The organism is Candidatus Symbiopectobacterium sp. 'North America' (assembly GCF_015762685.1).
Classification (GTDB): domain Bacteria; phylum Pseudomonadota; class Gammaproteobacteria; order Enterobacterales; family Enterobacteriaceae; genus Symbiopectobacterium.
Genome location: NZ_PEHF01000049.1, coordinates 1 through 26,057, shown reverse-complemented (window position 1 = coordinate 26,057; position 26,057 = coordinate 1). Strand labels below are relative to the sequence as shown.

Annotated in this window: 17 protein-coding genes, 6 pseudogenes and 1 other annotated feature; of the genes and pseudogenes, 15 read left to right on the top strand and 8 right to left on the bottom strand. The window is 51.5% G+C overall.

Going from position 1 to position 26,057, the window contains the following annotated elements; genetic code table 11:
• Nucleotides 1–242: 242 nt before the first annotated feature.
• Nucleotides 243–346, top strand: a sequence feature (Trp leader region).
• A 66-nt stretch (nt 347–412) separates the two neighbouring features.
• The 6 genes and pseudogenes from CS369_RS10805 (at nt 413) to CS369_RS10770 (ending at nt 8,352) form a co-directional block, all read left to right on the top strand.
• Nucleotides 413–1,984: pseudogene (locus tag CS369_RS10805) on the top strand (anthranilate synthase component 1).
• Nucleotides 1,984–3,656, top strand: a pseudogene (gene trpD, locus CS369_RS23505) (bifunctional anthranilate synthase glutamate amidotransferase component TrpG/anthranilate phosphoribosyltransferase TrpD). Before CS369_RS10805 ends, trpD begins: the two co-directional pseudogenes overlap by 1 nt.
• A gap of 7 nt (nt 3,657–3,663) precedes the next feature.
• Entirely contained in the window at nt 3,664–5,037 is a 1,374-nt protein-coding gene (gene trpCF, locus CS369_RS10790; RefSeq protein WP_244664937.1) for a bifunctional indole-3-glycerol-phosphate synthase TrpC/phosphoribosylanthranilate isomerase TrpF, read from the top strand.
• A 167-nt stretch (nt 5,038–5,204) separates the two neighbouring features.
• Nucleotides 5,205–6,397, top strand: a pseudogene (gene trpB / locus CS369_RS10780) (tryptophan synthase subunit beta).
• Nucleotides 6,397–7,216: pseudogene (gene trpA, locus CS369_RS10775) on the top strand (tryptophan synthase subunit alpha). Before trpB ends, trpA begins: the two co-directional pseudogenes overlap by 1 nt.
• Before the next feature lie 413 nt (nt 7,217–7,629).
• Nucleotides 7,630–8,352, top strand: coding sequence for an oligogalacturonate-specific porin KdgM family protein (locus CS369_RS10770; RefSeq protein ID WP_196907086.1), 723 nt, complete (start codon nt 7,630–7,632; stop codon nt 8,350–8,352).
• Between the two features lie 186 nt (nt 8,353–8,538).
• On the opposite strand, the gene ompW is transcribed toward CS369_RS10770, so the two are convergent.
• Complete coding sequence (gene ompW / locus CS369_RS10765; protein ID WP_196907085.1) at nt 8,539–9,165, bottom strand: outer membrane protein OmpW; 627 nt, start codon at nt 9,163–9,165, stop codon at nt 8,539–8,541.
• A 283-nt stretch (nt 9,166–9,448) separates the two neighbouring features.
• Here ompW and CS369_RS10760 point away from each other — a divergent pair, with 283 nt between their 5' ends.
• From CS369_RS10760 to yciA, 4 genes are all read left to right on the top strand, one after another.
• Nucleotides 9,449–9,811, top strand: coding sequence for a YkgJ family cysteine cluster protein (locus CS369_RS10760; protein WP_196907084.1), 363 nt, complete (start codon nt 9,449–9,451; stop codon nt 9,809–9,811).
• Nucleotides 9,812–9,947: 136 nt separating this feature from the next.
• On the top strand, nt 9,948–10,700 hold the full coding sequence (locus CS369_RS10755) for a YciC family protein (RefSeq protein WP_196907083.1): 753 nt from the start codon (nt 9,948–9,950) through the stop codon (nt 10,698–10,700).
• A 181-nt stretch (nt 10,701–10,881) separates the two neighbouring features.
• Entirely contained in the window at nt 10,882–11,436 is a 555-nt protein-coding gene (locus CS369_RS10750; RefSeq protein WP_196907082.1) for a septation protein A, read from the top strand.
• 27 nt (nt 11,437–11,463) lie between these two features.
• Nucleotides 11,464–11,904 carry an acyl-CoA thioester hydrolase YciA gene (gene yciA / locus CS369_RS10745; RefSeq protein WP_196907081.1) on the top strand — a complete coding sequence of 147 codons (441 nt, stop codon included), beginning with the start codon at nt 11,464–11,466 and terminating at the stop codon, nt 11,902–11,904.
• Between the two features lie 80 nt (nt 11,905–11,984).
• Here the strand turns inward: yciA and tonB are convergent, their stop codons facing one another.
• The gene (gene tonB / locus CS369_RS10740; RefSeq protein WP_196907080.1) at nt 11,985–12,743 is read right to left on the bottom strand and encodes a TonB system transport protein TonB; all 759 of its coding nucleotides are present in this window, start codon (nt 12,741–12,743) and stop codon (nt 11,985–11,987) included.
• A 138-nt stretch (nt 12,744–12,881) separates the two neighbouring features.
• Here tonB and CS369_RS10735 point away from each other — a divergent pair, with 138 nt between their 5' ends.
• Both CS369_RS10735 and CS369_RS10730 read left to right on the top strand, forming a co-directional pair.
• Nucleotides 12,882–13,178, top strand: coding sequence for a YciI family protein (locus tag CS369_RS10735; protein ID WP_196907079.1), 297 nt, complete (start codon nt 12,882–12,884; stop codon nt 13,176–13,178).
• Between the two features lie 217 nt (nt 13,179–13,395).
• A complete protein-coding gene (locus CS369_RS10730) occupies nt 13,396–15,012 on the top strand; it encodes a methyl-accepting chemotaxis protein (protein ID WP_196907078.1) in 1,617 nt (538 codons plus the stop codon).
• Between the two features lie 168 nt (nt 15,013–15,180).
• Here the strand turns inward: CS369_RS10730 and CS369_RS10725 are convergent, their stop codons facing one another.
• Nucleotides 15,181–15,357, bottom strand: a complete 177-nt coding sequence (locus CS369_RS10725; protein WP_196907077.1) for a YciY family protein — start codon at nt 15,355–15,357, stop codon at nt 15,181–15,183.
• A gap of 203 nt (nt 15,358–15,560) precedes the next feature.
• Here CS369_RS10725 and cls point away from each other — a divergent pair, with 203 nt between their 5' ends.
• Nucleotides 15,561–17,021 carry a cardiolipin synthase gene (gene cls, locus CS369_RS10720; RefSeq protein WP_196907076.1) on the top strand — a complete coding sequence of 487 codons (1,461 nt, stop codon included), beginning with the start codon at nt 15,561–15,563 and terminating at the stop codon, nt 17,019–17,021.
• Between the two features lie 94 nt (nt 17,022–17,115).
• Nucleotides 17,116–17,439: an HI1450 family dsDNA-mimic protein gene (locus tag CS369_RS10715; protein ID WP_196907075.1), complete on the top strand. Its 324-nt coding sequence runs from the start codon at nt 17,116–17,118 to the stop codon at nt 17,437–17,439.
• Between the two features lie 44 nt (nt 17,440–17,483).
• Here CS369_RS10715 and oppF read toward each other — a convergent pair whose 3' ends face one another.
• The 5 genes and pseudogenes from oppF to oppA form a co-directional block, all read right to left on the bottom strand.
• On the bottom strand, nt 17,484–18,491 hold the full coding sequence (gene oppF / locus CS369_RS10710) for a murein tripeptide/oligopeptide ABC transporter ATP binding protein OppF (RefSeq protein WP_196907074.1): 1,008 nt from the start codon (nt 18,489–18,491) through the stop codon (nt 17,484–17,486).
• Nucleotides 18,488–19,501 (bottom strand): oligopeptide ABC transporter ATP-binding protein OppD, encoded by a 1,014-nt coding sequence (gene oppD / locus CS369_RS10705; RefSeq protein WP_196907073.1) that lies wholly within the window; start codon nt 19,499–19,501, stop codon nt 18,488–18,490. The genes oppF and oppD overlap by 4 nt, the downstream gene beginning before the upstream one ends.
• Nucleotides 19,502–19,510: 9 nt before the next feature.
• Nucleotides 19,511–20,416, bottom strand: a complete 906-nt coding sequence (gene oppC, locus CS369_RS10700) for an oligopeptide ABC transporter permease OppC (protein ID WP_196907072.1) — start codon at nt 20,414–20,416, stop codon at nt 19,511–19,513.
• A gap of 11 nt (nt 20,417–20,427) precedes the next feature.
• Nucleotides 20,428–21,348, bottom strand: coding sequence for an oligopeptide ABC transporter permease OppB (oppB, locus tag CS369_RS10695; protein WP_196907071.1), 921 nt, complete (start codon nt 21,346–21,348; stop codon nt 20,428–20,430).
• 100 nt (nt 21,349–21,448) lie between these two features.
• Nucleotides 21,449–23,029: pseudogene (gene oppA / locus CS369_RS10690) on the bottom strand (oligopeptide ABC transporter substrate-binding protein OppA).
• Nucleotides 23,030–23,178: 149 nt separating this feature from the next.
• Between oppA and adhE the strand changes: the two are divergent.
• Nucleotides 23,179–25,886, top strand: a pseudogene (gene adhE / locus CS369_RS10685) (bifunctional acetaldehyde-CoA/alcohol dehydrogenase).
• Nucleotides 25,887–26,057: the final 171 nt, after the last annotated feature.

Below are 26,057 nucleotides of genomic sequence, written 5' to 3'. Positions count from 1 at the left end.
CCTATGGTTGTTAATGCTGCTCAGGGGATCTGAGACGCGGGACATCATGCCATTAAACACCGCCGCAGGGGAACCACACGACTGCGGTACGGTACCGATAAAATAAAATGCGTTAACCCGTTGATAACGCGCTTATAAACTAGTTAACTAGTACGAAAATTCAGCAAATAGATGGAAATGTGATAATGGCAACGCACTTTCTCGCAGTGGTAAATAGCAACCTACGCGGCAGCTTCAAAACCATTGGTTGGTGGCGCTCTTCCCTGTGGCGGGTGGAGTATTAACGCATAGCTGTTATCACAACATGCAAAATATCTAAACCCGCTTAATTGGCGGTTTTTTTTATGACTTACTGCTGTGCGATGACGTAAAACCGACATAAAACTAACAGCAGACAACCAGAGTAGCGACGATGCAAACATCAGCAACGATATCTTCATCCACCGATAAGCCGCAGCTTGAACTGCTGCGCATCGAAGCCGCTTATCGCGATAATCCGAGTGCGGTTTTCCATCAGCTGTGCGGTGCCCGACCGACCACGCTGCTGCTGGAATCTGCTGAAATTGACAGTAAACAGGATCTGAAAAGCCTGTTGATCATTGATAGAGCACTTCGTATCACCGCACTGGGGCAGCAGGTCTCCATTCAGGCATTGACCGCTAACGGTGCGACACTGCTGCCACTGCTTGACCAACTGTTACCGGCAGATATCGATGTCGCCGTGCGCCCCAACGGCCGTGAATTGACCTTCCCCGCAGTTGATACCCAGCAAGACGAAGATGTGCGTCTGCGTTCGCTGTCCGTGTTTGACGCACTGCGTCTGCTGCAAACGCTGGTAACCAGCCCTGCTAATGAGCGGGAAGCGATGTTCTTCGGTGGTCTGTTTGCTTACGATTTGGTTGCCGGGTTTGAAGCATTACCGCCACTAAGCCAACAGCAGCGCTGCCCGGATTACTGTATTTATCTGGCAGAAACCTTGTTGATTCTGGATCACCAACAGCGCGTCACGCATTTACAGGCCAGCCTGTTCACGCCAGATGCAACCGAACGTCAGCGCCTGCAACATCGCCTGGCACAGTTAGGGCACCAGTTGCAGCAGCCTGCACCCGCGCTGCCGCGTCAGACACTGACGGATATGGCGCTCAGCTGTAACCTGAGTGACGAAGAATACGGTGCCGTGGTGCGTCAAATGCAGTAAGCGATTCGCATTGGTGAAACCTTCCAGGTGGTGCCGTCACGCCGTTTCTCCCTGCCGTGCCCATCGCCACTGGCCGCGTACCAGACGCTAAAAGAGAACAACCCAAGCCCCTATATGTTCTTTATGCAGGATAATGACTTCACCTTGTTTGGTGCCTCTCCTGAAAGCTTGCTGAAATACGACGCGGATTCTCGTCAGATCGAAATCTATCCCATTGCCGGTACGCGCCCGCGCGGCCGTCGTGCCGATGGTTCACTGGATCGCGATCTCGACAGCCGCATTGAGCTGGAAATGCGCACTGACCATAAAGAGCTGGCAGAGCACCTGATGCTGGTCGATCTGGCGCGTATCTGTGAACCCGGTAGTCGCTACGTGGCCGATCTGACCAAAGTGGATCGCTACTCTTTCGTGATGCATCTGGTTTCCCGCGTTGTCGGTACGTTGCGTAAGGATTTGGATGTACTGCACGCCTACCGGGCCTGCATGAACATGGGCACGCTGAGCGGTGCGCCAAAAGTACGCGCCATGCAACTGATTGCCGAAAGTGAAAAAACGCGACGCGGCAGCTACTGTGGTGCCGTGGGCTATTTCACGGCTCACGGCGATTTGGACACCTGCATCGTTATCCGCTCTGCCTATGTTGAAGACTGTATCGCTACCGTTCAGTCTGGAGCGGGCGTGGTGCTCGACTCGCAGCCACAAGCGGAAGCGGACGAAACCCGAAACAAAGCGCGCGCGGTGCTTCGCGCCATTGCCACGGCTCACCATGCCAAGGAGATCTTCTGATGGCCGATATCCTATTGCTCGATAACATTGATTCTTTCACCTACAACTTGGTGGACCAACTACGCGCCAGCGGCCATAACGTAGTGATTTACCGCAATCAGATGCCTGTGGATACCATCATTGCCCGCCTGAAAACCCTGGAAAAACCGGTTCTGATGCTCTCGCCCGGCCCTGGCACTCCAGCGCAGGCCGGTTGCATGCCTGCGCTGTTAACCCAACTGCGCGGTCGTTTGCCGATTATTGGCGTCTGTTTTGGGGCATCAGGCGATTGTTGAAGCCTATGGCGGCCACGTGGGTCAAGCCAGTGAAATCCTGCACGGTAAAGTCTCGTCCATTGAACACGACGGCCAGGCGATGTTTCAGGGATTGCCTAACCCCTTACCGGTGGCGCGTTACCACTCAATGGTGGGCAGTCAGGAGCCTGATGAACTCACAGTCAATGCCCATTTTAATGGCATGGTGATGGCAGTGCGTCATGACGCCGATCGCGTCTGCGGCTTCCAGTTTCACCCCGAATCTATCCTGACCACTCACGGTGCCCGTCTGCTGGAGCAGACGCTGGCGTGAGCGCTGGCATAGGCCTTATCGCGACTCACAACAAAAATCATTACCGAATTTAAGGATATATTATGTACGCTTCTGTAAATACGCTGACCGCCGCTTCGCTCGATACCACACTGGAAAAGCAGGCCATTCTGGAAAAACTGTTTGGCGCTCAGGCCATTTCTCGCGCTGAGAGTCAGGCGCTGTTCAGCGCGATTGTGCACGGCGAGTTAAAGCCCGCACAGTTGGCAGCCGCCCTGATCAGCATGAAGGTGCGCGGCGAGCACCCGGAAGAGATCGCTGGTGCAGCTGCTGCCTTACTGGCGGATGCGCAGCCTTTCCCACGCCCTGACTACCTGTTTGCCGATATCGTCGGCACCGGCGGGGATGGCACCAACAGCATCAATATCTCAACGACCAGCGCGTTCGTTGCCGCCAGTTGCGGCGTGAAGGTCGCCAAGCACGGCAACCGCAGCGTCTCCAGCCGTTCAGGCTCTTCCGATCTGCTGTCTGCATTCGGCATTAAACTGGATATGGCACCTGAGCAATCACGTCAGGCACTGGACGACCTGGGCGTCTGATTTTTGTTTGCACCGCAATACCACACCGGATTTCGCCACGCGATGCCAGTACGTCAGTTGCTGAAAACCCGCACGCTGTTTAACGTGCTGGGGCCCCGGCGCGCCCGCCGCTGGCGCTGATTGGGGTTTACAGCCCGCATCTGGTGACGCCCATCGCCGAAACGCTGCGTGTGCTCGGCTATCAAAGTGCTGCCGTCGTGCACGGCGGCGGTATGGATGAAGTCGCGCTGCACGCCCCTACTCAGGTGGCAGAACTGCGCGATGGCAAGGTGGAAACCTACGAGCTGACCCACCGTGATTTTGGTCTCGAGAGCGCCCCGCTTTCTGCACTTCAGGGCGGGCTGCCCGAAGAAAACCGTGATATTCTGACACGTCTGTTACAAGGCAAAGGTGAACGCGCGCACGCAAATGCCATGGCCGCCAAAGTTGCATTACTGTTGCGCCTGTTCGGACAAGAAGATTTGCGCCAGAACGCGCAGCAGGCATTGGATGTTATTCACAGCGGGCAGGCTTATCAGCGCGTGACAGCGCTCGCCGCCAGAGTGTAAAGGTGCTATGCAAGAATCAGAACTGAACAAGACCGTACTGGGTAAAATCGTAAAGGATAAAGTGAGTTGGATTGTTGCGCGCCAGCAAGCACAGCTGTTATCCAGTTTTCAAGCGGATCTTGTTCCTAGCCAGCGCGATTTTTATGCGGCGCTCAAACATAAAAAGCCCGCGTTTATTCTGGAATGCAAAAAGACATCGCCTTCCAAAGGGCTGATTCGCGAAGATTTTGATCCGGTGACCATTGCTCGCGTCTACAGCGATTACGCCTCCGCCATCTCGGTGCTGACCGATGAGACATATTTTCAGGGCAGTTTTGATTTTTTACCGCGCATCAGCGCCGTCGTCAGACAACCGGTGCTGTGCAAAGATTTCATCATCTCGGAATACCAGATTTATCTGGCTCGCCATTATCAGGCCGATGCCATTCTGCTGATGCTCTCCGTACTGGACGATCACGAATACCGCGAACTGGCCCAGGTTGCCCACAGCCTGAAAATGGGCGTGTTGACAGAGGTGAGTAACGAGGCTGAGCTGGAACGGGCTATCGCGCTCAACGCCCGCGTGGTCGGTATCAATAATCGCGATCTGCGCGATCTTTCTATCGATCTCGATCGCACTCGCACACTGGCCCCGCGCTTGCCCAAAAGTGTTACGGTTATCAGTGAGTCCGGGATTCATAACGCGGCACAAATTCGCGAGCTCAGCGCCTACGCTAACGGCTTTCTGGTTGGCAGTTCGCTGATGTCAGAGCCCAATCTGTCATTGGCGGTGCGCCGTCTTATTCTGGGCGAAAATAAAGTGTGCGGACTCACGCGTGCGATAGATGCCGCTGCGGCGTATAACGCCGGTGCAGTGTACGGTTGCTTGATCTTTGTCCCCTCTTCACCGTGTTATGTGACACCGGAATTCGCACCAACGGTAATGTCCGGTGCACCGTTGCGCTACGTTGGCGTATTCCGTAACGCGGCCACCGCTGAGATTGCGCAAACGGCCCGATACCTGGGATTGTTCGCCGTGCAATTGCACGGCAACGAAAACCAGACCGCCATTGATGAGTTGCGCGCGTTGCTGCCCGCCACCTGCCAGATTTGGAAAGCGCTCAGCGTTGAAAAAAGACTGCCTAAACGCGATTTTGCCGGAGTGAATCGCTACCTGTTTGATAACGGACAAGGCGGTAGCGGTGAGCGTTTTGACTGGAATTTATTGCATGATGCTGACCTGAGTAACGTGCTGCTGGCGGGGGGCGTGAATGTGTTCAATAGCGCGAAAGCCGCACAGTTCGGCTGTGCCGGGCTGGACGTTAACTCAGGTGTCGAAAGAGAGCCTGGGATCAAAGACGCGGTGAAAATACATGCCGCCTTTGCCCCGCTCTATCCGTAATAATCGCCGGACAGTACGGCGCGACACGCTTTAATTTTTCGATTAGCACTGACAGGACAAACAGGACAAACAGGACAAACAGGACAAACAGGACAAACAGGACAAACAGGACAAACAGGACAAACAGGACAAACAGGACAAACAGGACAAACAGGACAAACAGGAACATTATGACGTTACTTAATCCTTACTTTGGTGAATTCGGCGGGCAGTATGTACCGCAGATACTGATCCCCGCGTTACAACAATTGGAACAGGCCTTTATCGACGCACAAAAAGATCCTGAATTTCAGGCCGCCTTTACCGATTTACTGAAAAACTATGCCGGTCGTCCCACGGCGCTCACCCGTTGCCGTAACCTGACCCAGGGCACTCGCGCCACGCTGTATCTTAAGCGGGAAGATTTGTTACACGGCGGTGCACATAAAACCAACCAGGTACTGGGTCAGGCGCTGTTAGCCAAGCGCATGGGAAAACCGAGATCATCGCTGAAACCGGCGCAGGACAACATGTTGTGGCAACCGCGCTGGCATGTGCCCTGCTCAGTCTGAAATGTCGCATCTATATGGGGGCCAAAGAAGTTGAACGTCAGTCACCTAACGTGTTCCGTATGCGTCTGATGGGGGCCGAGGTGATCCCGGTGCACAGCGGCTCTTCTACGCTGAAAGATGCCTGTAACGAGGCACTGCGCGACTGGTCCGGCAGTTATGACAAGGCTCACTATCTATTAGGTACCGCAGCCGGGCCGCACCCGTTCCCGACGATTGTGCGTGAATTCCAGCGCATAATTGGCGAAGAAACCAAAGCGCAGATTCTGGAGCACGAAGGACGTTTGCCTGATGCCGTCATCGCCTGCATGGGCGGCGGTTCCAATGCCATTGGCATGTTTGCCGATTTTATCGAAGAAACCCCGGTGCGTTTGATTGGCGTTGAACCAGCGGGACTGGGTATTGAAAGCGGGCAACATGGCGCACCGCTGAAACATGGTCGCGTCGGGATCTACTTTGGGATGAAATCGCCCATGATGCAAACGTCCGATGGCCAAATCGAGGAGTCCTACTCTATTTCTGCCGGGCTGGACTTCCCGTCAGTGGGCCCTCAGCATGCCCACCTGAACAGTATCGGGCGCGCCGACTACGTCTATATTACCGATGATGAAGCACTCGATGCGTTTCAGGAATTGTCCCGCCATGAAGGGATCATTCCAGCGCTGGAATCTTCCCACGCGTTGGCACATGCCTTGAAGATGATTCGTCAGGAGCCAGAGAAAGAGCAACTGCTGGTGGTTAACCTCTCTGGCCGTGGCGAGAAAGACATATTTACAGTGCACGATATTTTGAAAGGTCGGGGGGAGATCTGATGGAGCGTTATCAACAACGATTTGCGCAGTTGGCGGAAAAGCAGGAAGGTGCCTTTGTTCCCTTCGTAACCTTGGGCGATCCAAACCCGGCACTATCATTACAGATTATTGATACGTTAATCGATGCCGGTGCCGATGCGTTAGAATGATGCGTTAGAATTAGGCATCCTGTTTTCCGATCCTCTGGCGGACGGCCCCACGATTCAGGCCGCGACTTTGCGCGCCTTCGAGGCGGGAGTGACTCCCGGCCACTGTTTTGAGATGCTGGCGACCATCCGTCAAAAGCACCCTACCATGCCTATTGGTCTGTTGATGTATGCCAATCTGGTCTTCAGCAATGGTATCGATGCCTTTTATCAGCGCTGTGCCGATGCAGGGGTTGATTCCGTGTTGATCGCCGAGGTGCCGATTGAAGAATCTGCGCCCTTCCGCGCGGCCGCTTTGCGACACAACGTTGCGCCCATCTTTATCTGCCCGCCTAACGCGAATGACGCCTTGCTCAGAGAGATTGCCACTCATGGTCGTGGTTATACCTATCTGTTGTCGCGTGCAGGCGTGACGGGCGCGGAGAAGCGCGCTGAACTGCCGTTGTACCACCTGGTAGCCACGCTGACGGAATATCACGCCGCGCCGTCTCTGCAAGGCTTTGGTATTTCAGAACTTTCTCAGGTAAAATAGGCTATCGCTTCCGGTGCCGCAGGTGCTATTTCAGGCTCAGCCATCATACGTATCATTGAACAACATCGTCATCAGCCAGAAGTGATGCTGGCAAAACTGCATGATTTTGTCAGCCGTATGAAAGCCGCGACGCGCGGCTAATTCAGGCTTTTTCCCCTTCCCCGTCAGGTTCCTCTCTGACGGGGACAGCATTTTTCATTGCGTTATCTCGCCAACCCCACCGTTTATCGAATCTGCTCCCGCGTAGGGCAGTGGAAAAAATATTTTTTTGCACTGGCAATACCCTGTTTATGATTATTTTTTGAAGGTATTCTCCAGGCATCAATCCGATTTTTAATACAATTAAATAAGCAATAATAAATATATTTCAAATTTAAATACATAAAATTTCGTTTAATTAACTGAACGAAATCACAAAAATGAAATAGCTGAACTAATATCTGATTTTGAAGATCTTGTTCACATTACTGTAAGAAAGAATACATACAATGGACTTGCTATAAAAAAGTAGCATCTTCTCTTTAATAATAATTCTCTTGACATGGGATAATATAATGAAAGCTAAATTACTCGCAGTGTTGGTAACCTCGTTAGTCAGCATGAGCAGCATGGCTGTGACCTTTGACTACCGTCATGAAATGAAAGATACCGTCAATGCAAACCACGCTGACCGTCTGTTGATCTCTAACCGTTTTGACAACGGTTTTGGTCTGTCCATAGAAGGTAAGTGGAAACAACACAAAAACGATACCACGCCGAACAAACCTTTCAACGAACCTGTGAGCAGCGGTACTGAAGTAACTGCGAGCTATCTGTACAAGTTCGATAAAACCTTTGGTGTTGAAGCTGGTCTGAACTTCGTAACAGATCAAGACACGACTAAATATCGTCCTTATATCAAAGGTACAGCGAACATCACTGATTCTCTGTATTATGGTCTGCGCTATCGTCCTTTCTACCAACGTAACAGCGGAAACATTGGTCAAGCGGGCAAGAACACCGATATGTCTGGTTATACCATTACCAGCACTCTGGGCTATAAATTGCCAGCGAACTTCACCGTTGAATACAAATTTGAGTACAACAAAAACACCAAAGCAGGTTCCGTTGGTTACATCGCTGACAAAGAAAACGACAACATAACTCATGATGTTAAATTGTCCTACAAAATTGACAAAAACTGGACACCGTATGTTCAAGTTGGCAATGTTGAAGGCAGTACGGTCACTGACGAACGTCAAACTCGCTACCGTGTTGGTGTGCAGTACAACTTCTAATAGCTAACCGTTTATTACGTTAGTCTCATTGATTTGTTTTACCCTGTGTTGAAAAACGGCGGATTAATACCCGCCGTTTTTTTGTGCCAGTAAAAAAATAATTTAGTGCGTGATAGTTTATATGGAAATAAATACGGCGCTTGAAAGCGCCGCAGAGAAAATTGTTAATGTCAGGTTGTGACTATATTAAAAACCATAACCAACACCAAGCATAAAGGTAAACGGATCGAGACGGGTACTGATCGATTGTGGGCCCAATGAAGAATTAAAACGCACATCGGTATCAATATTCATCCACCAGATCGAAGCGTTAATCAGCCAGTTATTATCCAACCCGGCCTGTGCTGCCACACCCAAGGAATTTTTCACGCTAAGATAGCTCAATCCTAATCCCAGATTCTTGCCACGATCGTTGAATTTCTCATCAAAGAACATGGTGCAGTTGATCCCGACACTAAGATAAGAACGCAGTTTGTCTTTTGCATCGCGGAAATAATACTGCGCCATCAATGAAGGCGGCAGATGGCTGACCTGCGCGATATTACCGATGGTTTGCAACCCAACATTGTGCGTAAACGGGGTTGCAGCTAGCAACTCCACGCCAATGTTGTCGGTGACCATGTAGCTGAACGTCAGCCCCAACTGCGTATCGTTATCGACGTTGAAAGAGCTGACGTTAAGCACCGTATCACCACCCGCATTCGGGCGCACGGTAGCCGTTCCTGCACGCACAATAAAATCACCGGCCTGATGCGCCTGAGCGAAGACAGGCAGCAACGTTGCGACGAGTAGAGCCAAAGACGTTTTTTTCATTATTACCCACTCCCTTCATATGGTTTAAAGTCGTGCGCAGAATACCTCTAAGTGGGTATTCTTGTTTTAAGCCAGATCACAACTCTTGCGCTAAAAAAGCGAAATTTTATACACATCAAAATACGCTAACTAATTAAAAAATTAAAATTTATCTGAATCAGTTTTTAATTCAGCACGCATTTAGTGCGCTGATTAATTCTGCATCTTCACGGCGATCAATCCGTGGCGCTATAGTGAGTGTCTACCCGGTACCGTTGATGACGCGTTGTGAAAGAGGTAAACCATGGAGACGTCGAACCTGGAATCGAATATCGGTGATAACCTCGACAGTTGCCTGCGATGCGGTGCCTGCTGCGGTTTTTTTCGCGTTTCATTTTACTGGGCAGAAGCGGATGATGGTGGTGGACTGACACCGGCAGGTCTGACAGAACCTATCACTCCATTTATTCGTTGTATGCAGGGCACCAACAACAAGGCTCACTGTCGTTGTACTGCGCTGGAAGGTGAGATCGGTCAGGCTGTCAGCTGCAGCATCTATTCGCAGCGTCCCTCGCCGTGTCGTGAGTTTTTACGGTCCGGTGAGAACGGTGAGGAAAATGACGCCTGCAATCGAGCCAGAGCCCGCTATGGCTTGCCCCCGCTTTAACCTGCCGGATAAAATTGCAGCGAATACCCTTTTCAGACGTGCAGCAAGGTGCAACCTTTTGAGGTAACAGGTTACAATGTGGATCATTGGGCGCGGTGACGCGTCGTTTTCACTGTTGAATAGCCAAGGAGCCTTCATGTCTATCACAGCTGGTACCCTCTACCGTGACACTATGAATTTTACGCGTAACCAACTTATCGGCCTGTTGTTGCTATCATTGCTCACGGCGGTCATTACTGTCATGTTAAATCAGGCATTGATACCGGCACCGGAACAGTTGCAGCTATTGAGTAATGTCAGCGGCGATCTTTCCAGTACCGGTCAGTTAGGGTTGTACGACCTGATTCAACAAATGACGCCCGAGCAGCAGATGGTGCTGCTCAAAGTTTCCGCTGCCAGCACCTTTGCAGCATTGGTCGGCAATGCGTTGCTGACGGGCGGCGTGCTGACGCTGGTAAGACAGGTTTCTGCCAGACAGTCCACCAGCGCGCTACGCGCGATTGGTGGTTCCGCTCCGCTGTTACCGCGGCTGTTCTTTTTGATTCTGGTGGGTACCATTTTGGTGCAGTTGGGCATGCTGCTGTTAATCGTGCCGGGGGTGTTGCTGGCCATCGCGGTGAGTATGTCACCGGTGATCGCAGCGGTTGAGAATAAAGGCGTTTTCGCCTCCATCCGCCCCAGTGCAAAGCTCGCCTATGGCAATCTGAAGCTGGTTGCACCTGCCGTGCTTTTTTGGTTATTGGCTAAAGTTGCCCTACTGATGCTGGTTGCGCGTCTGCCGCTGGCATCGCCGACCACCATGGCAATTCTGATGAACGGGGTGAGTAACCTGATCTCTGCCATCTTTTTGATCTATCTTTTCCGTCTGTATATGTTGCTGCGTCAATAATGCGCGAACATGCCGTCTGCTGGCGGCATGTTTGATTAACCGAAAATAATGTTCAGCAAATTCTTACGATAAAACAGGAAGCGGATGGCGAAATCAAGGATAATGATAACCAGCAGCAGACGATCGCCTACGGGTGAATGTGGTTAATATTTGGCACCTCGCGTTGTAATGGGTCGATATAATGAAGCAACTTCTTGATTTATTACCTTTAGTTATTTTTTTCGTAGTATACAAACTGCACGATATCTTTTGGGCAACCGGTGCGCTGATCGCTGCCACACTCACCGCTTTCCTCTACAGTTGGTACAAGTTCCGCAAGGTAGAAAAAACCATGCTGGTCACCGTAGCGTTGGTGGCGGTGTTCGGCGGGCTGACTATCTATTTCCATAACCCCGAATTCATCAAATGGAAAGTGACAATCATTTATGCGCTGTTCGCCTGTGCGTTACTGATCGGTCAGTGGTTTTTCAACAAGTCGCTGATTCAAAGCATGCTGGGCAAAGAGATTACGCTGCCGCAACCGGTTTGGCGTAAGCTGAATAGCGCCTGGGCGCTGTTCTTCATTGCCTGCGGACTGCTCAATATCTATGTTGCGTTTTGGTTGTCAGAAGGGCTGTGGATGAACTTCAAAGTATTCGGGCTGACAGGGCTCACCTTGTTGTTTACACTGGCCTGTGGCGTTTACATCTACCGCCATCTTCCTCCTGAGCAGAATAATAACGAAAGCAAACAGTAATCCTTTAAACGTTAACCTGAGACGACGATGAGCACTACTCAAACTGCACCTCACGGTGAGCTGGTTCTGTGCACGCTGGCTATGCCCGCGGATACCAATGCCAATGGCGATATTTTTGGTGGCTGGTTGATGTCGCAAATGGACATTGGCGGAGCCATCATGGCGAAAGATATTGCCGAAGGACGCGTTGTCACGGTACGCGTTGACGGCATGAGCTTCCTTAAACCCCTCGCCGTTGGTGATGTGGTTTGCTGCTATGCCCGCTGCCTGCGCACCGGTCGCAGTTCGCTGGACATCAATGTTGAAGTGTGGGTGAAAAAGGTCTCCACCGCGCCCATCGGGCAACGTTACCGCGCAACCCAGGCGCTTTTCACCTACGTTGCAGTGGATGAAGCGGGTCACCCCTGCGAATTACCGGCCGGGAAAAGCCACTTTACCGCACCCGACCCAGACCAGGAAGACCCCTGACCGCCCATTAACGTCACGGGCCTTTGACAAAAAAAGAACCGCACTTGCGGTTCTTTTTTTATTGATGTGCAGTGGCGGGTTTATTCAACCACGGCGCCACCATCAATTTTAAAGATGATGGTGACCTGCAAATCTTTACCCGGTTTTCCCGCTTCGTAACGCCATTTACGCATTGCCTGACGAATATCGCGTTCAAACATATTGCGCGGCTGTGCGTTCAGCACGCGGATATTGTCTACTCGCCCTTCACTATCCACATCAAACTGAAGCGTTGCTCTGCCTTCCACGCGCAGCGCAAACGCGCGTGCCGGATACTGCGGTTGCGCGCGGCTCAATGGGCGTGGTCCTGACGACTGCGTCGAGGCAGACGGTGCCGGAGCTTGACGTACAAGCGCATTGTCACGGGTTTTGCTGGCATCCTCTGAGGTAAACGGCGAGGGTGGCTGTTTCTCATCAGCCTTCTCTTGCGTCTTCTTCGATTGCTCGACCTTTTTCTTCACCGGCTCCGTTTTCGGTTTCGGCTTAGGTTTCGGTTCTGGCTTTGGCTCAGGCAACGGGATCGCGACAGGCTGCGGCAAAGGTTCCGGCTCTGGCTCAGGTTGTTTCACTGCTTCGACCTGTGGTTCTGGCTCCGGCTGTGCAGCCTGCGGTGCGGGAGCCGCTTCCGTCGCCGCAGGTGCGACCATCACGACGCTGATCGGCTTCGTCGCCTGAGGAAGTTCGAGTGCGTCATTAAACGATGCGTATAACAATACGGCGATTAATCCACCATGAGCGCCAACAGAAAGTAAAAAAGACCATGATTGGCGGCGGATTCCTAATAAAGTTGTTTGCGGCATAATTTTTCGTTGTCCTCTTAGCCGCCCAAGTTTAAATGCAAATAGCAATCATATTCAATAAGAACCCGATAGTTTGTTAAAAAAAACACGGGCAGAGTATGATGGTGTTTTCACGCTATTCCCTTGAGGATTATCAAGATGTTGTACATCATTTTTGCTCAGGACGTTCCTGGTTCATTGTCAAATCGTCTGGCTGCACGCCCTGCCCATTTGGGACGCTTGAAAACCTTGCGCGATGAAGGTCGGCTGCTTACAGCACGTCCACTCCCCGCCGTTGATAGTGAAACCCCCGGTGATGCTGGATTTACCGGTTCCGCGGTTATTGCCGAATTTCCCTCACTGGCGGACGCACAGCGCTGGGCTGATGCCGACCCTTACGTTGCCGCAGGCGTGTATCACAGCATAATCGTAAAACCCTTCAAAAAGGTGTTTTAACCTAGCATTACCAATGGTTATTTTGTTTAAGACAGCATTGACGATGCAGCAAAAATGCCCGATTTAACGCGTTTTTGCTGTATTACCGGCTGTATTTCAACGCCGTGTTTATTTCAGTTAATTTGAAAAATATCAGTGACTGAAGGAAAAAGCTGAAATAATATAGTCATTTAACAATGCTATGGTACTGACTCTTGTTAATTGAGAACCAGGACTTATGCTACCACGATTCGCGTTTCTGAAGGGAAAAGGGACATTGTTCCGCAGATTCCGACCCAGCATTTTTTTGGGGTTATTGCTGATTATTGGTTTGTTTTCGTTGCTGCAACTGATGTCGATCGCGATTATTTCTAACACCATGAGCCAGGTACAGCGTGATACCACGGCCAACGATCGTTTACGTGAGCAAAAAGCGCTTTTGGATCAGGCGCGTATGGCGGCGATGAACGCCAGCGATAAGTTAAACCGGGCGGGCATCTATCTAATGGTAGATAAAGAGACCGGCTCCGTAGGCAGTTGGAATAGCCTGATGGAAGGGGCACAAGTCTCTCTCAAACAGGCTCAGGACTATTATCAGCAGATCGAAAAACCTGACGACAATGACAACGACAGTCAAGCGTTACTGCGTAGCTACCAGCAATTGTATCAAGGGTTGATTGAGTTGGCTGACGGTATCAAACAGAGCAATCAGATCGATATCTTTTTTATAGTGCCTATTCAGGCTTATCAGAATGATTTCACACAGAAATACGGACACTATCTGGCGAATAATGCCGCACGTCAAAAACAGAATCGGGAACAATTTCTGATTTCCCTCGACCGTACCCACACCATCTTCATGATCGTGCTCGGACTGCTGCTGGCCGTTTCGTTTGGCGTGTGGGCTATCGTAAACCGGATCATCATTCGCCCCCTCAATCGCATTATTCATCACCTTGGACGCATTGCGTCCGGCGACCTCTCACAGCAACTTGATGAGAACAGCAGCTGTACCCGCGAGATCGCCGTGTTAAATCACAGCATGACACAAATGCAAACCGGATTGATCGACCTCGTTAGCCAGGTACACCACGGTATAGAAGGCATGACGCAGCACGTTGACCGCGTCACAATGGATAATCAGATGCTGTTTTCACAGGTCCGTCTGCAAGCAACTGCGCTAAAAGCGACCACGGACAACATTCTTCAGTTGAATGAGCAACTGGCACAGCACACCCAGCATACCGAGCAGGCCAGCCAGCATGCCCTGAACACCAGCACCATGGCCGCTCACGGTGAGTTGATGATGAATGACGTGCATGCCGCAATGTCCGACATCACCGGACGCACTAAAGAGATGACGGATGCCATCGGGATGATCGAAAACGTGGCGTTTCAAACACACATTCTCTCATTGAATGCCGCCATTGAGGCAGCGCGAGCGGGTGAACAGGGACGCGGTTTCGCGGTGGTTGCCCGCGAGGTCGGCACACTGGCCGCGCAGAGTAGCCAGTCGGCGCAGCACATTAATGTGCTGATTCGCAACTCAGACAGCAGCGTTGCGACCGGTGCCAAATTGGTCAAAAAATTGAGCGACAGTTTGCAAAATATCATCAACTCCGCACAGGGCACTGGCACGTTTCTCAATGAAATCGCCGACATTTCCGCGCAGCAAACCCAGCACATTCAGGCAGTAACCGAGCGTATTCAAACCCTGAACGACACGGTTAAACAGAATGTCAGTCAGGTAGAAGCCAGCGCTGATACGTTTAACGCGTTACTGGCACAGACCGAGCAGTTGCGTGCTTCAGTCACGCTCTTCACGCTATCAGAATCAACAAACAGCGGCTACTAAAAGCGGCCGTTCGGACTGCTGACAATGTCACTTTACCCCTTGTCATCCTCGGCGAAAACCGGGGATCTCTATGAGAATAAATGTATTTCTTCAGCAAGAGATTCCCGCCTTCGCGGGAATGACGGTGGAAGTAGTGGTGATTGGACTGTTTATCTCGTCAATGGGCGACTACCACTCGTAGGCCACCGCATACAGCAGAGCACGACGCTGATGTTTCTGTTGCAGGTAACGGGCATAGTGAATATGCCGATAAGTGCGTGACTGGGCTTCCAACCAACGGCCTCTGCGCCGCTGAACCTGGCGTAACATGCGCCACCGGATCACTTCATTTCTGCTGCGTCTCATGACAACACTCTTTATCGAAAACGGGAGGGGGTGCGGCGCGGTAGTATAGCGCGTTCTCAGGTCAATCCAAGCGCCGCGCTCTTTTTGCCGTGTCTGTACCGGCAATTTCTTCCTATTCTATTCAGACGAAAGGAATTTCCTCTTTCGGCAAACTATGCGTACACTTTATGTCAATCGTGTGCCGAAGGGATCTGTGCGCTGCTATGACGACTTTTTACACTCTGTTGAGTTGGCTACTGGTTCTGGGTTACTGGCTGCTGATCGCTGGCGTTACGCTTCGCGTCTTAATGAAGCGCCGTGCGGTTCCTTCTGCAATGGCCTGGTTGCTGGTCATTTATATTCTGCCGTTGGTCGGTATCATCGCCTACCTTTCGTTTGGTGAGTTGCATCTGGGTAAGCGACGCGCCGAACGTGCCAGCCGAATGTGGCCATCAACGGCCAAATGGCTGCGGGAGTTGGCCGAGTACCGGCAGATTTTCGCCACTGAAAACAGTGAAGTGGCGCGCTCACTGTTCCAACTGTGCGAACGCCGTCAGGGGATCGGCGGTATCAAAGGAAACCAGTTGCAGTTGCTGACCACCTTCGAAGATACCATCAAAGGGCTGGTGCGTGATATTGACCTGGCACGCAGCGACATAGAGATGGTGTTTTACATCTGGCAACCCGGCGGACTGGTTGAGCAGGTCACTGCGGCCTTGAAAAAAGCGGCTCAGCGCGGTGTAACCTGTCGAATTTTGCTCGATTCTGCGGGCAGCGTCGATTTCTTTCACAGCACCTATACCTCACAGATGCGCGAGGCTGGGATTGAGGTCGTGGAAGCCCTCAAGGTAAACCTGTTCCGTGCTTTTCTGCGTCGCATTGATTTGCGACAGCACCGCAAAGTGGTCCTGATTGATAACCGAATTGCCTATACCGGCAGCATGAACATGGTCGATCCACGTTTTTTCAAACAGGATGCAGGCGTCGGCCAGTGGGTCGATTTGATGGCGCGTATTGAAGGTCCGATCACCACCACCATGGGCATTATCTATTGCTGCGACTGGGAAATGGAAACGGGTCAACGCCTGTTGCCGCCGCCGCCAGATGTCGGCCTGATGCCGTTCGAGCAGGAGCGTGGGCATACTGTGCAGGTGATTGTATCAGGTCCGGGCTACCCGGAAGACATGATCCACCAAGCGTTGCTAACGGCCGTCTACTCCGCGCGACACCAGTTGATCATGACCACGCCCTACTTCGTCCCTAGTGACGATCTGCTGCATGCCATCTGCACGGCGGCACAACGCGGCGTAGATGTCAGCATTATCCTGCCGCACAAAAACGACTCCGTATTGGTCGGCTGGGCCAGCCGTGCGTTTTTCAATGAATTGTTTGCCGCAGGGGTAAAAATCTACCAGTTTCAGGATGGATTACTGCACACCAAAAGCGTGTTGGTCGACGGGCAACTCAGTCTGGTAGGTACAGTCAATCTGGACATGCGCAGCCTGTGGCTCAATTTTGAAATCACGCTGGTGATCGACGATGATGGCTTCGGCAGCGATCTGGCCTGCGTACAGGAAAATTATATCGCTCGCTCACGCCTGATGGATGAAAGCAAGTGGCAACAACGCCCTTACTGGCAGCGTATTGTCGAGCGCCTGTTTTACTTTTTCAGCCCATTTTTGTGATGCTCAGGTTCCCGACAATCGCCGTGCGTTGCGCTGTCAATAGACGAGCCGTCATGTTCTAATAGTGCCATTACTGAATCTATGGAAATGCCTTATGGACCTGAACAACCGTCTTACGGAAGATAAAACGCTCGAGCAAGCTTACGATATCTTTCTTGAACTGGCGTCTGACAACCTCGACCCAGCGGATATTATCCTGTTCAATCTTCAATTTGAGGAGCGCGGCGGTGCAGAATTATTTGATCCCGCCGAGGACTGGCAAGAACATGTCGATGTCGATTTGAATCCCGACTTTTTTGCAGAAGTGGTGATTGGTTTGGCGGAAAAAGATGGCGACCCGATCAACGACGTGTTCGCGCGTATTTTGATTTGCCGTGAAAAAGACAACAAGATGTGTCATATCTTGTGGCGTGAGTAACGCCTCTCCCTAACGGCCTGCTGATATGCAGGCCTTTTTTATGGTCAGCCTTGTAGCGGATCGACTTTCAGGCACGAGACTGCATGGGTAAAATTGCCTTCCAGTAATGGGCGCGTCTTGACACAGGTTTCACTGGCTATCGGACAGCGGCTGCAAAATACACAGCCGGCGGGTGGGTTAATCGGTGAAGGCAACTCTCCCTCCAACAGCTGTATCCGTTTGCCACGCTTTTTGTCGGGATAGGGGATCGGTACCGCCGACATCAGCGCCTGGGTGTAAGGGTGTAACGGATTGCCAAACAAGGCGTCATCGGTTGCCAGTTCCACGGCGTGACCGAGATACATCAGCAGTACGCGATCGGAAATGTGTTTAACCACCGAAAGATCGTGCGCAATAAAAATCAGTGACAGTTGCATTTCCTTCTGCAATTGCCGCAACAAATTCACCACCTGCGCCTGAATCGACACATCGAGCGCCGATACGGGCTCATCACAAATAATCAGTTTGGGGCGTAAAATCAACGCCCGGGCAATACCGATGCGCTGACACTGGCCGCCAGAAAACTCGTGAGGATAGCGGTTAATCTGGTTAGGCAGTAACCCTACCTTCTGCATCATATTTTTGACACGATCGTTGATCACTTGCCGGGACAGGTCGTCTCGATACGTACGCAGTGGCTCGGCGACGATCTCACCCACCGTCATACGCGGGTTAAGCGAAGCCAGCGGGTCTTGAAAAATCATTTGAATATCGTTGCGAACGTGACGCCATCCCTTCTGATGGATGTGGCACAAATCCTGCCCCAGCCAGCAAATCTGCCCGCTGGTGGCTTTCACCAATCCAATAATGGCGCGCGCCAGAGTCGATTTACCGCAACCCGATTCACCGACAATACCCAGCGTTTCGCCTTCATAGAGGCGAAATGTGACGCCATCTACCGCTCTAAGAGACTGTGCGGGTTGCCAAAACCATTTTTTGTGCGCATTGACGGCGAAGTGCACGCTGAGGTCACGCACGTCAAGGATGACGCGTTTCTCCTGTTGGTTTGTCATAGCACCTCCTCCACCGCGCGAAAACAGGCCCGCATCCGACCCGCATCAAACGAGGTCAATTCGGGCACCTCCTGGCAGCGATCCATGGCGTAGGGACACCGGGGAAAGAATGGACATCCCTGCGGTAAATGCAACAGATTGGGCGGATTACCAGGGATTGTAGCCCGCGTCTCGTCACTGACATCCAGACGGGGCACCGCATTAAGCAACCCTACCGAATAAGGATGAGATGGACGGTAAAAAACATCGCGTGCGCTGCCATACTCCATGGTGCGACCCGCATACATCACCAACACCTTGTCACAAATGCCTGCCACCACGCCTAAATCGTGGGTAATCATGATGATGGAAGTGTTGAATTCCCGTTTTAAATCCGCAAGCAATGTCATCATTTGCGCTTGCACGGTGACATCCAGCGCCGTGGTTGGCTCATCGGCGATCAGCAGTTTGGGCTGACACAGCAACGCCATGGCAATCATGACACGCTGACGCATCCCCCCCGAAAACTCATGGGGATACATTTTCATGCGCTGGCGTGCCTCTGGCATTCGCACCGCATCCAGCATATTCACCGCGCCGTCAAACGCCTCGCTGCGACTGCATCCTTGATGAAACATCAGGACTTCCATCAACTGCTCCCCGACGCGCATATAAGGGTTAAGCGAGGTCATAGGATCCTGAAAAATCATGGCGATCTCTTTCGCCCGAAGCTTGTTCAGCGATTTTTCTGGCAGATTGAGAATTTCATGCCCCATGAAGCGGGCCGAACCGCTGGCCTGTCCATTTGCCGCCAGCAACCCCATCAGTGCAAACGCGATCTGCGATTTTCCCGAGCCTGATTCTCCGACAATGCCCAGCGTTTCACCCTGTTCCACAGTAAACGTCAGTGCATTTACCGCCGTGACATCCCCGTCCTCGGTAGCAAACCGCACGCAGAGATCCGTGACGCTTAGTAACGGGTGCAGCGCGCGCAGGTTATTCCCTTTCTGTTCTGCGTGTTTCGCAATCATAGCGGCTCCTCAACGATCCTTAGGGTCCAGAGCATCCCGTAAGCCATCGCCGATAAAATTAAAACAAAACAGGGTGACAACCAAAAACGCAGCCGGGAACAGCAGCAGCCAAGGCGACACTTCCATTGAGTTCACCCCGTCATTGAGCAGCGAGCCCCAACTGCTGAGCGGCTCTTGCACGCCCAGCCCAAGAAAACTTAAAAACGACTCGAACAGGATCATACTGGGAATCAGCAGTGACGCGTACACCACGACGACACCCAGCACATTCGGCACGATATGGCGCAACACAATGCCCGTGGTAGACACACCACACACCACCGCCGCTTCAATAAACTCTTTACGTTTGAGGCTAAGCGTCTGCCCACGCACAATCCTCGCCATATCGAGCCACGACACCATACCAATCGCAATGAAGATCAGCAGTAGCTGCTGTCCAAAAAAGGTCACCAGCAGGATGACGAAAAACATAAACGGAAATGAATTCAGGATCTCCAGCCAGCGCATCATGACGGAATCCACTTTGCCACCCGCGTAGTCAGAAATGGCCCCGTACAAGGTGCCCACCAGCACGGCAATCAACACGGCAGCAATGCCAACCAGTAATGAAATTCTCCCGCCGATGGCAACGCGCACCAGCAGATCGCGGCCGTTAGAGTCGGTACCAAAATAATGCTTTGAAGCCAAATCCGGTACCTGCGACATCATGGCAAAATCGGTATCGGCAAAATTGAAGGGGAACAACAACGGAGCCAGCGTAACAAACAGCGTAATGCCCCCCAGAACCATCAGGCTCGCCACGGCGGCGCGGTGATGCATAAACCGCCGCCCGGCATCCTGCCATAGACTACGTCCCTTAATCTCCAATGATTGCCCCATCTTCATCAGCGTGTGATTATTTTGCTTTCTGAACATCCTCACCTCACTCAATAACGAATTTTGGGATCGATGACGGCATACAACACATCGATGATGGCGTTAAACAGGATTGTCAAACCACCCACCAGTATGGTCAGGCTAAGCACCAGAGAATAGTCCCGGTTCAATGCACCGTTAACAAACAGTTGTCCGATGCCTGGCAAACCGAAAATGGTCTCGATCACCATTGAACCGGTGATGATGCCGACAAACGCCGGGCCCATGTAGGAGAGCACCGGCAGCAAGGCAGGTTTCAGCGCATGGCGCAAAATAATGTGGCACATCGGCAACCCTTTAGCGCGCGCGGTGCGGATAAAATTGGCGTGCAGCACTTCAATCATCGCGCCGCGCGTGATACGTGCGATACTGGCAATGTAAGAGAGTGAAAGCGCCACCATCGGTAGTAACACATATTTACCCGCCCCACCGTTCCATCCCCCGGCGGGCAGCCAGCGCAGCGTGATCGAGAACACCAGCACCAAGAGTGGCGCGACCACAAAACTGGGGATCACCACGCCAGTCATGGCAAATCCCATAATGGTGTAGTCCCAACGGCTATTTTGGTACAACGCCGCTACGGTGCCTGCTGTCACACCCAGGATCACGGCAAACACAAAGGCGGCCGCACCAAGTTTAGCGGAAATGGGAAACGCACTCGCCACCAGATCGTTAACCGAGTAGTCCTTATATTTAAAGGACGGACCAAAATCCCCCTGCGCCAATTGGAGCAGATAATTACCATATTGCTTCAATATCGGATCGTTGAGATGGTATTTGGCCTCAATATTTGCCATCACTTTCGGGGGCAAATTACGTTCGCCGGTAAAAGGACTTCCCGGTGCTAACCGCATCATAAAGAACGAGATCGTAATCAATATAAATAGCGTCGGTATCGCTTCCAGACAGCGACGCAGAATAAATTTCAGCATGGTTCTACCTATAAAGGCATTGCACCTGTTTCTGTGCTCGCTTTCTCTCTACCTATCATTTTTTCGGCAAGAGAGAAGCGATGCATATTAAGTGACGGCGTTAATGTTGCAAAATATAAAGATCTTTCACATGAATATTGTCGAGCGGATCATTTCCCGTCAGACCACCAACATACGGTTTCACCAACCGGGTATTGGCGTAATAAAATACCGGGATCGTCACCGCATCGCGGTCCAATTGCGTTTCAGACTGTTGATAAACAGCCGCACGTTCTTCTTCATTGGGCACTTGCAGTGATTTCGCTATAAGCGCATCAAACGCAGCGCTTTTGTAATGTGACGTATTTGAGCTACTGTCCGATAACATGCTATTCAAAAATGACGACGGCTCATTATAATCCGGACACCACCCGGCGCGTGCCAAGTCGAAATTGCCCTGATGGCGCGTACTGAGAAACGTCTTCCATTCCTGATTTTCCAATTTTATGTTCACGCCAATATTTTGCTTCCAGAGCGACGCGGCCGCAATCGCCATTTTCTTATGCAGGTCGGAGGTATTATACAGCAGCGTCAACGTCAGCGGTTTTTCCGGTGTATACCCCGCTTTGGTTAACAACCGTTTTGCTTCAGCATTGCGTTTTTCCTGCGGCCAGGTAAACCACTCCGGCTCGCTGGCCTTTAAACCATCAATATACGGTGGCACAAATCCATAGGCAGGCATATCACCTTGATTTTTGACCTTTTTGGTTAAAATCGTCTGATCTAGCCCTAAACGCAGCGCCTGACGCACTCGAACATCGGTAAAAGGCGCACGCTGGTTATTAATTTCATAATAATAAGAGCACAAATACGGTGTCACCTTCACCTCATTGGGTATTTTCTGCTTCATTTTTTGAAACATTTCAATCGGTAAGTAGTTGTAAGTGATGTTAATTTCACCGCTACGATAGCGATTTATGTCCGTCACTTCTGAGGAAATGGGTAAATACGTCACTTGCTCTATGGTGGTATGGGCATTATCCTAATAATGCGAATTGCGCACTAAAACCAGGCGTTCATTGACAACCCAATTTTTCAAGGTATAGGCACCGTTCCCCACCCAATGTTGCGGTTGGGTCCATTTCTCACCGAATTTTTCAACCGCGGAGCGATTAACGGGCGACATGGCAGGATAAACAGGAAGTTTATCAAAATAAGGCACCGCTTCACTCAGCGTCACCTCCAGCGTATGGTCATCCAAGGCTTTTACGACCAGCGTGTCCGGCGTTTTCTTACCGGCAATAATGTCGTCAATGTTAACGATATGCCCGTATTGCAAGTAACTGGCGTAAGGCGAGGCCGTTGCCGGATCGGCTAGTCGCTGCCAACTGTAAACAAAATCCTGCGCGGTGACGGGATCGCCATTCGACCAGCGTGCATCTTTGCGCAAATGAAACGTCCAAACGCGAAAGTCTTTATTTTCCCAACGCTCAGCCACACCGGGCACCATTTTTCCATTCGGATCGGTAATTACCAGCCCTTCCAGCAGATCGCGTGAGACGTTGGACTCTGGCACACCTTCTATTTTATGCGGATCGAGGGAGGCCACTTCCGCACCGTTGTTTCGCACCAGCACATGATCTTTGGCTAACGGAGTGTCGGGCGGCGGTGCCGCATACGCGACAAGCGCACCGCTGGCCACAGCCCTTTCAGGCAATGAATAGGTTAACCATGCATTCAGCCACGAATGCGATGCCGTTATCTATACTTAGTGTTTTGCAATAATGATTTGGCTACAAATGGTTTGTCAGATCATTGCCTGAAAGAGTTTAACATTATCAGAAGAGCATTATGGCCGTAACAAACGTTGCTGAACTTAACGCATTGGTTGAACGCGTCAAGAAGGCACATCAGGTCTTCGCCAATTTTACTCAAGAGCAAGTCGATCAAATCTTTCGTGCCGCCGCCCTCTCCGCCGCTGACTCCCGCATTCCGCTGGCCAAAATGGCGGTAGCGGAATCGGGTATGGGTATGGGTATAGGTATAGGTATAGGTATAGGTATAGGTATAGGTATAGGGTATAGTGGAAGATAAAGTGATTAAAAACCACTTCGCTTCTGAATATATCTACAATGCTTATAAGGATGACAAAACCTGCGGCATTTTGTCAGAGGATGAGACCTTAGGCACCATCGCCGAACCGATCGGATTGCTGTGCGGTATTGTCCCAACAACAAACCCGACCTCCACCGCCATTTTCAAAGCACTTATCAGCTTGAAAACCCGTAATGGCATCATCTTCTCACCGCACCCGCGCGCCAAGAATGCCACCAATAAAGCCGCAGACATCGTGCTTCAGGCCGCCATTGCTGCCGGCGCGCCGAAAGACATTATTGGCTGGATTGATGAGCCTTCCGTAGAATTGTCCAACCAGTTAATGCACCACCCTGACATCAATATGATCCTCGCCACCGGCGGTCCCGGCATGGTAAAAGCCGCCTACAGTTCCGGCAAACCGGCCATCGGGGTAGGCGCTGGCAATACACCGGTAGTGATCGATGAAACGGCGGACATCAAACGCGCCGTTGCCTCGATTTTGATGTCGAAAACGTTCGATAACGGTGTGATCTGCACATCTGAACAGTCGGTGATTGTGGTAGACAGCGTTTACGACGCAGTGCGGGAACGTTTTTCAACCCACGGTGGCTATCTGCTGCAAGGTAAAGAGCTTGCAGCTATCCAGTCGATTATTTTGAAAAATGGCTCGCTCAACGCGGCGATTGTAGGTCAGGCCGCGCCCAAAATCGCTGAAATGGCCGGTTTTACCGTGCCCGCAGGTACTAAAGTCCTGATTGGTGAAGTGGTTAACGTGGATGAGTCAGAACCCTTTGCCCACGAGAAACTGTCGCCAATGCTTGCCATGTACCGCGCCAAAGATTTTGACGACGCCGTCGTCAAAGCCGAAAAATTGGTCGCCATGGGCGGTATCGGTCATACCTCGTGCCTGTATACCGATCAGGATAACCAGTTAGCACGCGTCAACCACTTCGGGGCAATGATGAAAACTGCGCGTATTTTAATCAATACGCCAGCCTCTCAGGGCGGTATCGGCGATCTGTACAACTTTAAGTTGGCACCGTCGCTGACCTTGGCTGCGGCTCCTGGGGCGGTAACTCCATTTCAGAAAACGTCGGACCGAAACACTTGATTAACAAGAAAACGGTAGCCAAGCGAGCTGAAAATATGTTGTGGCACAAACTTCCGAAATCCATCTATTTCCGTCGTGGCTCCTTGCCCATCGCACTGAAAGAAGTGGCCGAGGATGGCCACAAACGCGCCTTTATCGTGACTGATCGTTTCTTGTTTAATAACGGCTATGTGGATCAAATCTCTTCGGTACTGAAACAGCACGGAATGGAAACCGATGTTTTCTTTGAAGTAGAAGCCGATCCGACGCTGAGCATCGTGCGCAAAGGCGCGGAACAGATACAAGCGTTCAAACCTGATGTGATCATAGCACTCGGTGGCGGCTCGCCGATGGACGCGGCCAAAATCATGTGGGTCATGTACGAACACCCGGATACCCATTTCGAAGAGTTGGCCCTGCGTTTTATGGATATCCGCAAACGTATCTACAAATTCCCGAAAATGGGTGTGAAGGCGAAGATGATTGCCGTTACCACCACCTCCGGCACCGGCTCTGAAGTGACGCCGTTCGCCGTAGTAATGGATGACGCCACAGGGCAAAAATACCCGCTGGCTGACTATGCGCTCACCCCGGACATGGCGATCGTGGATGCGAATCTGGTGATGAACATGCCAAAATCCCTGTGCGCCTTTGGCGGCCTGGATGCGGTTACCCACTCACTGGAAGCTTACGTATCGGTGCTTGCCAACGAATATTCCGACGGGCAAGCGCTACAGGCATTGAAGCTGCTCAAAGAGAACCTGCCAGCCAGCTACAGTGACGGTGCGAAAATCCTGTCGCGCGTGAACGCGTTCACAACGCCGCCACCATCGCCGGTATCGCCTTTGCCAACGCCTTCCTTGGGGTCTGCCACTCCATGGCGCACAAGCTGGGTTCTGAGTTCCATATTCCGCACGGTTTGACTAATGCCCTGTTGATCGCTAACGTCATTCGTTATAACGCGAACGACAACCCGACCAAACAAACCGTATTCAGTCAATACGATCGCCCACAAGCGCGTCGTCGTTATGCTGAAGTGGCCGATCACCTGGGGCTGAGTGCACCCGGCGATCGCACCGCAGCGAAGATTAAGAAGCTGTTGACCTGGTTAGATGGAATCAAAACTGAACTGGGCATCCCGACCTCGATTCGCGAAGCAGGCGTGCAGGAAGCTGATTTCCTGGCGAAAGTGGACAAGCTGTCTGAAGATGCCTTCGACGATCAGTGTACCGGTGCTAACCCGCGCTATCCGCTGATCGCTGAGCTGAAACAGATCATGCTGGACACTTACTACGGTCGTCCGTATACGGAAAGTGTTGAAGAAGAAAAAGCACCGGCCAAAACCGAGAGAAAAGGTAAAAAGGCTAACTGAGAAGCGATAACACACCCTTGCCGTTAAGGTAGGGGTTTCTTCCTTCCCCCAGCGATGCACCGCTTCGCTGGGGTTAATGAAATGGTCACCCCCACCCTGTAGCAGTATGCTGACAGGGTGTTTTTCTTTCAGGAGAGGCCATCATGGAAAATGTTGCACTTATTGGTATCT